Origin of the sequence: Halomonas sp. PR-M31, from assembly GCF_001039575.1 — a bacterium.
GTDB lineage: Bacteria > Pseudomonadota > Gammaproteobacteria > Pseudomonadales > Halomonadaceae > Modicisalibacter.
Map to the genome: position 1 here is coordinate 16,993 of NZ_JIBT01000058.1, position 11,023 is coordinate 28,015.

At 56.7% G+C, this 11,023-nt stretch carries 8 protein-coding genes and 1 pseudogene; 7 read left to right on the forward strand and 2 right to left on the reverse strand.

What is annotated here, in order from left to right; translation table 11 throughout:
• Positions 1–13: 13 nt before the first annotated feature.
• The 7 genes and pseudogenes from miaA to CH74_RS14810 all read left to right on the forward strand — a co-directional run bounded on the left by miaA (position 14) and on the right by CH74_RS14810 (position 7,574).
• A complete protein-coding gene (gene miaA / locus CH74_RS14780; RefSeq protein WP_048308297.1) occupies positions 14–952 on the forward strand; it encodes a tRNA (adenosine(37)-N6)-dimethylallyltransferase MiaA in 939 nt (312 codons plus the stop codon).
• Positions 953–1,074: 122 nt separating this feature from the next.
• On the forward strand, positions 1,075–1,320 hold the full coding sequence (gene hfq / locus CH74_RS14785; RefSeq protein WP_048308298.1) for an RNA chaperone Hfq: 246 nt from the start codon (positions 1,075–1,077) through the stop codon (positions 1,318–1,320).
• 18 nt (positions 1,321–1,338) lie between these two features.
• A complete protein-coding gene (gene hflX, locus CH74_RS14790; protein WP_048308299.1) occupies positions 1,339–2,673 on the forward strand; it encodes a ribosome rescue GTPase HflX in 1,335 nt (444 codons plus the stop codon).
• Positions 2,674–2,743: 70 nt separating this feature from the next.
• On the forward strand, positions 2,744–3,994 hold the full coding sequence (gene hflK / locus CH74_RS14795; RefSeq protein ID WP_048308300.1) for an FtsH protease activity modulator HflK: 1,251 nt from the start codon (positions 2,744–2,746) through the stop codon (positions 3,992–3,994).
• A complete protein-coding gene (gene hflC, locus CH74_RS14800; protein WP_048308301.1) occupies positions 3,991–4,887 on the forward strand; it encodes a protease modulator HflC in 897 nt (298 codons plus the stop codon). Before hflK ends, hflC begins: the two co-directional genes overlap by 4 nt.
• 113 nt (positions 4,888–5,000) lie before the next feature.
• A pseudogene (locus CH74_RS14805) lies at positions 5,001–6,193 on the forward strand (ATP phosphoribosyltransferase regulatory subunit).
• An 82-nt stretch (positions 6,194–6,275) separates the two neighbouring features.
• Complete coding sequence (locus CH74_RS14810; protein WP_048308302.1) at positions 6,276–7,574, forward strand: adenylosuccinate synthase; 1,299 nt, start codon at positions 6,276–6,278, stop codon at positions 7,572–7,574.
• Positions 7,575–7,655: 81 nt separating this feature from the next.
• Here the strand turns inward: CH74_RS14810 and CH74_RS14815 are convergent, their stop codons facing one another.
• The gene (locus CH74_RS14815; RefSeq protein ID WP_082140444.1) at positions 7,656–10,316 is read right to left on the reverse strand and encodes a tetratricopeptide repeat protein; all 2,661 of its coding nucleotides are present in this window, start codon (positions 10,314–10,316) and stop codon (positions 7,656–7,658) included.
• Positions 10,317–10,477: 161 nt separating this feature from the next.
• A partial coding sequence (locus tag CH74_RS14820) for an alginate lyase family protein (RefSeq protein ID WP_048308307.1) occupies positions 10,478–11,023 on the reverse strand: 546 nt, incomplete at its 5' end.

Sequence of the window (11,023 nt, forward strand, 5' to 3'; positions counted from 1 at the left end):
TGATGGAGCAGGCATGAAGGATAACCGTCCGCTTGCCATACTGCTGATGGGGCCCACTGCGTCCGGCAAGACCGATCTGGCCATGGCGCTGCAGGATTATCTTGGCGCGACGCTGATCAGCGTCGATTCTGCAATGGTCTACCGCGGCCTGGATATCGGCACGGCAAAACCCACGCCTGCGGAGCTCGAACGCGCCCCTCATCGTCTGATCGATATTCGCGACCCTGCCGAACCCTATTCGGCGGCTCAGTTTCGCGAAGATGCACAGCATGAGATGCGACGTATCAGCGCGGCAGGGGGCACCCCACTTTTAGTGGGAGGCACCATGCTCTACTACAAGAGCCTGCTTGGCGGTTTGGGCAAGCTGCCTGCCACAGACCCAGCGATTCGCGCCGAACTCGAGGAGTGGGCTGCCAATGCGGGGCTCGCCGCCTTGCATGCAGAGCTCGAACGAGTCGATCCCGAGTCCGCACGGCGCATTCATCCCAACGATCCTCAACGCTTGATGCGCGCCCTCGAAGTCCAGCGCGGCAGCAAAAAACCATTGAGTGAATGGTGGCGTGAACAACAAAAGGAAACCTTTGCCTGGCAAACGTTGTCCATTGGGCTCGCGCCGGCACAGCGCAGCGTTTTGCATGAGCGAATTGCGCAGCGCTTCGCCCTGATGCTCGAAAGAGGATTCATCGAAGAAGTCGTTGCACTCAAGGCTCGCGAGGATCTGCATCTGGGGCTGCCGTCGATGAAAAGCGTAGGCTACCGTCAGGTATGGCAGTATCTAGACGGGATCTACGGCAAAGAGGAATTAACATTCAAAGGGGTTGTTGCCACCCGACAATTGGCCAAGCGTCAAATGACGTGGCTGCGTAGTTGGCCTACGCTTCACTGGGTGGATGCTAATGCAGCGACGGCGTTGCAAAACGTTTTGAAGATCGTGCGCCAGAGCGGTACTTAGCGTAAGATGCTACTTTCGCAAGGACGGCGTGGTAAGTGATCTTATCGAACCGTTGGGTATCTTGCCCAAGCGAATTAGACGACAACGATATCAACATCATAGAGACAGTTAGGGAGAGCAAAATGTCCAAAGGGCAGTCCCTTCAAGACCCGTATCTGAACATCCTGCGCAAGGAGCGTATCCCGGTATCCATCTTTTTGGTTAACGGGATCAAGCTACAGGGTCAGATCGAATCTTTTGACCAATTCGTCATTTTATTGCGTAACACTGTCAGCCAGATGGTCTACAAACATGCCATCTCCACGGTAGTGCCCTCGCGTAACGTACGCTTACCGGCCCAGGATCCAAGTATGGTGGGGCAGGAATAACTGATCGCGAGGTCTTGATTGTTTTTTGAACGACCCGACGCCGGTGAGACGGCAGTGCTTGTCCATGTGGATTTTCAGGATGAGCAGGAGCGTGAGGATCCAGGTGAATTCCTGGAGCTGGTGCGTTCTGCTGGCGCCGAACCGGCAACCTTGTTGCAGGGTAGTCGGCGCAGGCCTGATCCGCGTGCCTTTATAGGCACTGGTAAAGTGGAAGAGCTACGCGAGCTACTCTCCATTCATGCTGCAGAATTGGTGATCTTCAATCATGCGCTGAGTCCGTCACAGGAGCGTAATCTCGAGCGCACGTTGAAGTGCCGCGTACTGGATCGCACAGGGCTGATACTGGATATCTTTGCGCAGCGGGCACGTACCCACGAGGGCAAGCTTCAAGTAGAGCTTGCGCAGCTGGAATACATGTCCACGCGTCTTGTGAGAGGGTGGACGCACCTCGAGCGACAGAAGGGCGGGATCGGGCTGCGGGGCCCGGGTGAAACCCAGCTCGAAACCGACCGTCGTCTGTTACGTGGCCGGATCAAGTCGATCCACAAGCGGCTCGACAAGGTGCGCAGTCAGCGTGACCAGAATCGGCGTGCGCGCTCCCGCGCCGATATTTCCAGTCTCTCGCTGGTCGGCTACACCAACGCGGGGAAATCGACGCTGTTCAATGCCATGACCGATGCGCAGGTGTATGCCGCGGATCAGCTGTTTGCGACGCTTGATCCAACGCTTCGACGCCTGGAAGTCAATGATGTCGGGCCAGTGATCTTGGCGGATACGGTGGGTTTCATCAGGCATTTGCCGCATAAGCTGGTCGAAGCCTTCCAGGCGACCCTGCAGGAAGCCAATGAGGCAGCGCTACTCATACATATGATCGATGCCGCGGACCCGGATCGTGAACTCAATATTGCTGAAGTAGAGAATGTCCTCAAAGAGATCGGCGCCTCGGAAGTGCCCTGTCTGCGAGTCATGAACAAGATTGATCTGCTTGGCAGTGCACCGCGTATCGAGCGTAACGGTGACGGTTTGCCGGAGGTCGTGTGGCTATCGGCCCAGAAAGGCCAGGGTCTCGATCTCTTGACCCAGGCGTTGTCCGAGCGCCTGGCTGAGGATGTCATTGAGGCGCATCTCACGTTACTACCGGAACAAGGCAAATTGCGTGCTGGTCTACACGACCTGGGCGCAGTACGCGAAGAGGCCTTTGATGAGCAAGGGCGCACCTTGCTCGATATTCGTTTACCACGGCGCGATTTGATGCAGCTGCTTGCACGGCTGGGTGAAAGCGCCAAGGATTACCTGCCACCGCAGGACAGGGAGTCGATGGGGTGGTCTCAAGAGGCTTCAGAATCGCCTTAACGGGTATGTATGAGCCTTGAAAACAACATAATCGATGCATATCGCAAACAGTGCTTAGTGGAGACGACGTATGGCTTGGAATGAGCCTGGCGGTGGTGGCAATCAGCACGACCCCTGGAGTGGTGGAGGCCGACGCGGCAGTGGTAACGGCGGCAGTAACGGCGGCGGCGGTGGTAATGGCGGTGGCAACAACCAGGGCCCGCCGGATCTGGATGAAGCGTTGAAGAAATTCCAGGACAAGATCAACAGGATGCTCGGCGGTGGTCGCGGTAAGCGCAGCGGCGGGGGTAGTAGCGGCAGTGGCGGTGGAAAGCGCAACGTGTTCGCCTTGCCGGGACTGCTTTTGATCATTGCTCTGGCAATTTGGGCTGCAACCGGCTTTTATCTCGTCGATCAATCAGAGCGAGGGGTCGTACTACGTTTTGGTAAATTCCAAGAAATAGTCAATCCTGGTCTGCACTGGAATCCCCCCTTGATCGACGATGTCCGCATGGTCAACGTCACGCGGGTGCGCTCGATCACCCAGACTAAATCGATGCTGACTCAAGATGAGAACATCGTCGAAGTCGAAATGTCCGCTCAGTATCGCGTTGCGGACCCGGCAGATTTCGTGCTCAACGTGCGTAATCCGGACATCACCATCGAGAACGCTTTGGATTCTGCCTTGCGCCATGTGGTGGGGGGCACGGAGATGGATCAGATATTGACCTCCGGGCGTGAACTGCTGGCGGATACGGTTTCTACGCGTCTGCAAACTTATCTCAACAATTACAATATTGGTGTCACGATCCAGACGATCAACGTCGAATCAACTTCAGCACCGGATGCGGTGCAGGAAGCCTTCGATGACGTCATCAAGGCCCGTGAGGATCGCCAGCGCACCATCAACCAGGCAATTGGTTATGCCAATGCCATCATTCCGGTGGCACAAGGTCAGGCGCAGCGCATGATCGAGCAGTCTCAGGGTTATCGCGAGTCCGTCGTGGCGGATGCCCAGGGTAATTCCAATCGTTTCAACTCGCTGTTGTCCGAGTATCGCAATGCACCACAGATCATGCGCGATCGCATGTATATCGAGACCATGTCCGAGGTGCTCAGCAGTACCAGCAAGGTATTGGTGGATATCAGTGAAAGCAGCCCATTGATGGTGTTGCCCCTGGATCAGCTACAGAAGAATCAGGGCGGTTCAGAGGAGAGCAGCGAAGACGCCATCCGCAAGTCCGGTGGTCAGGCGGGCATGGACCCACGTCTGCTCGACCGCTTGCGCAATAACAACCAGCCCCAAACAAGCAACAGCATCCGCAGGGAGGGCCGTCAATGATCAACAATCGTTCCCTGCTCATCGTCGCCGGTCTAGCCGTGGTCGCTTGGGTAGGCAGCAACAGTCTGTATATCGTCGATGAAACCGAGCGCGCAGTGAAACTGCGATTTGGTGAAATCATCGAAGAGGACATTCAGCCGGGATTGCATTTCAAGGTTCCCGTCACCCAGACGATTCGTAATTTCGATGTGCGTATCAAGACATTGGATACGGATACCAGCCGTTATCTGACGCTGGAAAAGAAGGCGGTCATCGTCGACTCTTTTGTCATGTGGCAGATAATCAACCCCACTCGTTACTATGAGGCGACTTCAGGAGACGAACTCTCTGCCGAACGCTTGATCACCCCTCGAGTGGATGAAAGCCTGCGTAATGAGTTCGGTCGTCTCGAGCTTCAACAGATCATTGCCGAGAAACGCGATGCCCTGATGTCCGGTCCCACGGAGCAGCTCAACAAGCTGCTGCGAGATGAACTTGGGGTGGCGATCATCGATATTCGTATCAAGCGTATTGATTTGCCAGATCAGGTAACGCAAGCGGTTTACGAACGGATGCAGACCGAGCGTAACCGTGAGGCTCGGGAATATCGTGCTCAAGGTGAAGAGCAGGCCGAAAAAGTGCGCGCCAATGCCGACCGCCGGCAACAGGTATTGTTGGCCGAGGCGCGGGCCCGTGCCGAGACGCTTCGTGGTCAGGGGGATGCAGAAGCTGCTGCCATCTACTCCGATGCGTATCAACAGGATGCAGAGTTCTTCCGCTTCTATCGCAGTCTGAACGCGTATCGTGAAAGCTTCGCCAACAAGAGCGATCTTTTCATACTTGACCCGTCCAGCGACTTCTTCCGCTATCTGCAGGGGCCCAAGCCTCAGGGCTCCAGTTCCGGCGGAGAGTAGCCGGGCAACATGGCTCTGCGGGGTACGCCCGCAGAGCAAACATGATAAAATCTTTTTCGAACCGGGCGAGGCTCGGTTTTTTTGTGGCCATTCATTTCTGGCAGGATAGACCGATGACCATCGCTGACCGCTGGCTTCTTCCCGATGGCATGGACGAAGTGCTACCGCCCCAGGCAACTCGCATGGAGCAGCTGCGCCGCGCCTTGCTCGATCTTTATTATCGCTGGGGTTACGATCTGGTAATGCCGCCCCCGGTGGAGTTTCTCGACTCCTTATTAACCGGTATCGGAACCGATCTTGATTTGCAAACCTTCAAGCTTACCGATCAATTGACCGGTCGCATGATGGGGGCAAGCGCCGATGTCACGCCTCAAGTCGCCCGTATGGATGCCCACTCGTTGAGCCGCACGGGGCCTGCGCGCTTGTGTTATTGCAACTCGGTGCTGCGCGCTCAAGCGGATCAGTATCAAGGTGGACGAAGCCCGGTGCAGGTAGGGGTCGAGCTGTTCGGTCATGCCGGACTGGAAGCCGACCTGGAAATTCTACACTTGGCGTTGTCGAGCCTGGCCACCGCGGGCGCGAGGAAATCCATCTGGCCCTGGGCCATATCGGCATCTATCGCGATCTTATCTCGGCGGCAGATCTGGGCCCTATGAATCAGCGGGCCTTGTTCGAGGCCATCGAACGTAAATCCCCAGGCGATGTGGCCAAACAGGTTGATACGCAAATCCTGGATCCGCAGCTGGCGACGCTGCTCAAGGCTTTGACGGCTTTGCACGGCGGCGAGGAAGTGCTGGATGAAGCGCGTACGCTGTTTTCGGGTGCTTCGAATACGATCATGAACGCGCTCGATCAATTGCAGGCATTATATCGAGGTGTGAAAAATCGTTATCCAGATACAACGCTTTATTTCGATCTCGCGGACCTGCGCGGATATCAGTATCACACCGGCATGACGTTTGCTGCTTATGTACCCCACTATGGGCAGGCACTGGTCAAGGGGGGGCGCTATGATGATACCGGTCAGGTGTTTGGGCGAGCCCGCCCTGCAACGGGATTTTCGATGGATTTGAAATTGTTGGCGTCCTTGGCGGAGCACCCGCCTGCACAAGATGGTATCTGGGCGCCGATATGCGACACCGAGCCGGGCAGACAGCGTCTAGCCGAACAGATTGGACGCCTACGTGTGGCAGGCGAGCGGGTCGTTCAGGCGCTCCCAGGGCAGAGTACCGGTCCTGGGCAGCACCGCTGCAATCGCCACCTGGTCGAGACGGAGGATGGTTGGCAGATCTTCTCATTAACATAATGAGATCCTTGTGTTAGAGGTCTTTGAGCAGCCGAACGGTCATTCCAGTAAAAGACGATCATACGATCAAGAGAAGGAAGCAATGGGCAAGAACGTAGTGGTATTGGGCACCCAGTGGGGCGATGAAGGCAAAGGCAAAGTTGTCGACCTGCTCACTGAATCAGCGTCGGCGGTGGTGCGTTTTCAAGGCGGACACAATGCAGGCCATACGCTTGTCATTGACGGGGAAAAGACCGTACTGCATCTGATTCCTTCTGGCGTCCTGCGTGACGATAAGATCTGCGTAATCGGCAATGGCGTCGTGCTTTCACCGGAAGCGCTGATCAAGGAGATCCGCGAACTCGAGACCAAGGGTGTACCGGTACGCCAACGTCTTCGGCTTTCGCCAGCCTGTCCTTTGATTCTTTCCTATCATGTGCGTCTCGACCAGGCCCGGGAAAAAGCGCGGGGTATTGCCAAGATCGGTACCACGGGCCGCGGTATCGGTCCAGCCTATGAGGACAAAGTAGCGCGGCGCGGCCTGCGCCTGGGTGACATGCTGCATCGAGAGCGCTTCGCGTCGAAGCTTGGCGAGGTGCTGGATTATCATAATTTCGTGTTGCAGCATTATCACGGCGAAGCACCCATCGACTTTCAGCAGGTACTCGACGAAGCCATGAACATGGCGGAAGAGTTACGCCCGATGGTGTGCGATACGGTCAGTCTGGTACATGCCATGCGCAAGGCAGGTGACAATATTCTTTTCGAAGGGGCTCAGGGTTCGCTGCTTGATATCGATCACGGCACCTATCCCTATGTCACCAGTTCAAACACCACCGCCGGGGGGACCGCGACTGGCTCCGGCGTGGGCCCCTTGTACCTTGACTACGTGCTCGGTATCACCAAGGCCTATACCACTCGAGTTGGTTCAGGCCCTTTCCCGACGGAGCTGTTCGATGAGTTTGGGCGCCATCTGGCGGAGCGCGGGCATGAATTCGGCGCAACGACAGGTCGGCCACGCCGCTGTGGCTGGTTCGATACCGTGGCACTGCGTCATGCGGTACAGATAAATTCGGTATCGGGTATCTGCTTGACCAAGCTCGACGTGCTCGATGGCCTGGAGACCATTCGCGTGTGTATCGGCTATCGCAGCAAGGACGGCGACAAGCTCGATACGCCGGTGGATTCGGAGGGCTATGAGGCAGTCGAGCCTATTTATCAAGACTTGCCGGGCTGGTCCGAGTCGACTCTTGGAATCAAGCGACTCGATGATCTACCCGCCAACGCGCGAGCATATATAAGTTTCTTGGAAGAGCAGACTGCAACGCCAATCGACATTGTTTCGACCGGACCGGATCGCAACGAAACCATCGTATTGCGCAATCCATTTCAAGCCAGCTGATCTGCAAGCCTAAAATGGGCAAAAAAAGCGCTGACTCGACCTGATCGGGTCAGCGCTTTCTCTTGAGTCGATCATGAACGCTCAGATCTGTTGATTCTCTCCTGTTGCTGCTTCCAGCGCATCCTGATCGGTCAGAAGCTCACGAAGAATCACCAGGGCATTGTTGCTGTCGCCATCGATCACGGTATCCAGCCATACTAGCGCCTGCTCCTGACTGGCATTCTCTAGTCCGTTGGCCCATAGATAGGCTTTGGCAAGAGCGAGACGTGCCGTGGGGTGGCCTTTCTGTGCCGCTTCAAAGAGGTATTCGGTACCTTTTTCACGGTCCTGAGGCAGGATATCACCGCGCAAATATTCGCGCCCCAAGGTAGCCATGGAACCGGCGTGTCCTGCATCTGCGGCCTCAATGAGTAACCCGCGCCCCCGTTCGATGTCCTGATCGACGGCCTGATCACCGTAAAGCAGGGCGCGTCCCAGGTATTGGCGTGCGGTCTGGTCGTTGGCGGCAATTGCTTGCTGAAGGTATTTTTCGGCCAGTTCGCCATCTTCTTCAAGGCCTTTGCCCTGCATATAAGCCGCACCCAGTAGCTGAGCAGCATAAGGGTCTCCGCCGTCCGCTGCTTCAACAAGGTACTGCTTGCCCTTGGCGGTATTTTGTGGGACGCCTTTTCCCGTCAGATAGGCCTGGCCAAGAACGATGCGCGCCGAAGATTCGTAGGGCGCCGCGGCTTCCAGCAATGCCAGTCCCCGCTGGGGGTCTGCGGGAACAAGTTTACCCTTGAGCAGTATTTCGCCCAGATCGGCTTTGGCGCCGGTATGACCTTGAGCCATGGCGCGTTCGAGATAATTGATGCCGCGCTGAGGATTCTGATTTACGCCTTTGCCCTCAAGATACATGCGTCCCAGGGTTGCGGTAGCGCCGCCGTGGCCTTCATCTGCCGCCTGGGTTAGCCAGCGCCGGGCTTCGGCATAATTCACCCCAACGCCGATGCCGTTGAGATAGGCACGACCCAGGTCCGCCATGGCGGGAACGTCGCCCAGCTCCGCTGCCTTACGCAACGCGTTGATATCACCTAGCTGACCCTCGGCACGATAATTGCGAGCCAGCGCACCCTTCGCGGAAGGGTGATTCGCGTTGCGAGCCTGCTTGAGCCAATATTCTGCGCGCTGAAAATCTCGTGGCACGCCAGTGCCTTCCCGATAAGCGCGACCCAGCACGATCATGGCGTAGGCGTCGTCTTGCTTGGCAGCATCCTCCAGCATGCCAACCGCTTCATTGGAGCGTTCGCTCTCGACGGTGCCATCCAGGTAAGCCTCAGCCAGCTTGGTGGCCGCCGAGGTATCGCCGGTGGCGGCAGCCTTGCGCAGCAGGCGCTCGGCCTCAATCGCATTGAACTCCATCGCTTCGCCTTCGAGGTAGGCTTCTCCAAGCAGGCGAGTGGCGAATATCTGGCCCCGCTGGGCGGCATCCGAAAGATATTGGATGGCCCGAACCGGATCCGGAGGCACGCCGTTGCCGTTCAGATAGGCGCTGCCCAATAGCGCCGTGGCATATTCGTTGCCTCCCTCATGACCTTTTTGCAGGTAGCCGACGGCACGAGCAGGCTGCGCCGGAACGCTTTCGCCGTTGAGATAGACATCGCCGAGAATGGCATAGGCCAGGGGATCGCCTTTTTGAGCGGTCTGTTCAAGCAGGCGAATACCTTGTTGCGTATCGCGCTGTAGCACATTGCCGGATAGATAGGCTCTGCCTAGGAATATTGCGGCATTGGTAGAACCTTCATCGGCGGCGGCTCTAAGCCAACGTTCCGCCTTGGCAGGGTCCTTTGCTATCGCGCCTTCGCCTAAATAAGCACGACCTAACTGGGTCATGGCTTCCAGATCGCCTGCCTCCGCGGCGCGCTGCAGTAGATCAAGGCCTTGTTGGCGCTCATCGGCGGATTTGCTGGTCAGCAGCAATTCCCCGGCTTCTCCCATGGCATCCGGGTCGCCGGTATCGGCGGCGGCCAGCAGCCATTTTTGATGCAGTATCGGCTGTGGGCCAAGCAGGCCGTCTTCGGCATATATCCTGGCCAGATTGATCATGGCACGGGGATCGCCGTTTCGAGCGGGTTCCTCTTGAGCCCGGGCGTAGCGTTCAGCGTACTGACGAGAAAGCTGAGAGTTCTCTTCCAGCCAGCCGCCGGGCGCATAAGCCTCGGCCAGGGCCATGTTGGCACGGGCCTGGTCGTTTTCGGCAGCTTCTTTGTACAGCGCTTCGGCGCGTCCTGGATCAGCCTCGACGCCTTGACCTGTCTGTAACATCTCGGCTAGATCGACCTTGGCGCTGGAGTTGTCGCCCTCGGCCTGTTCCACCGCCTGGCGTATCAGAAAATAAGCCAGTGTGGCGTTGCGTTCCACGCCGTCACCATCCCGATAAAGCCGGCCTAGACGCAGAGAAGCGTTATCCAGAATGTTCGACGGATTACGCAGCGATTCACCGTAGAGTCTTGCCGCTTTGCTTGGGTTGCGCGGCACGCCGATGGCATCGTCGTACATGCGACCCAGTTCGTAATAGCCTGGTGGGAAGCCTTGGGCCTGCATGGAGCGCAAAATACTGGTGGCTTCATCGATATCGCCATTTTCTATGGCTTGATAGGCAAAATCGATATGCTTCCAGTCGAATGAACTCATATCCGCTGGCGTACCGCCGTCGAACCAGTCATAGTACTGAGGATCGACGCTTGCGCGCACCTCGTCCATATGGCTGCTTCCGCCAGCGGCACATCCCCCCAGCAGGGCCAGAGATGCTACCAGCGCAAGTTTCTTTGAAATGTTGTCGTCTAAATAGCTCAATCTCGTAAGTATGGGTTTCACTTTTCGTGCCCTCTCGGCGCGGGTTGTAACGTTGCGAAACAAGCGACTCAATCTGCGTCTGGAATAATGACTTCGGCCTTTTCCGTCACCGCGTCGTCGACGGTTTCCATACGTTGCGTCTCTGGATCCATGAAGTACAGAGTAATGTAGCCGCCTGCGCTGCGGTTCTCTAACGGCCGATAGGGTCGTACGAACTCCTCAAGTACCTCATCGTCGCGATGGGATAGATAGATGTCAGCCCAGGAAAAATACTGTGCATCCTCCAAAAAGCCACGGTACTGTTCTTGGGGCGCATAATCGCCAAGCTTGGTGGGATCGTCGATGATCTCCATGGCATAGTCGACGGCGTTATGAATGTCATGGCCGTTCACTTCTAGGGAAAAAACGTCGTAGCCTTGACGGGAAACAATCTGCATGTTGGTTACCAGATACAGCAAGGCATAGTTTTGATAGTGGGTGGCGCGACGCCCCCGAGACAGTTCGAGCGGCAGCCCGCCTTCCGGAGTAAGATCGTGCAGCGCGGAATAAAAAGCGCTGACCCCAAAGCGAAACAGCTCGTCATCTTCGGTCAATACGCCAACCATCGAGGCGTA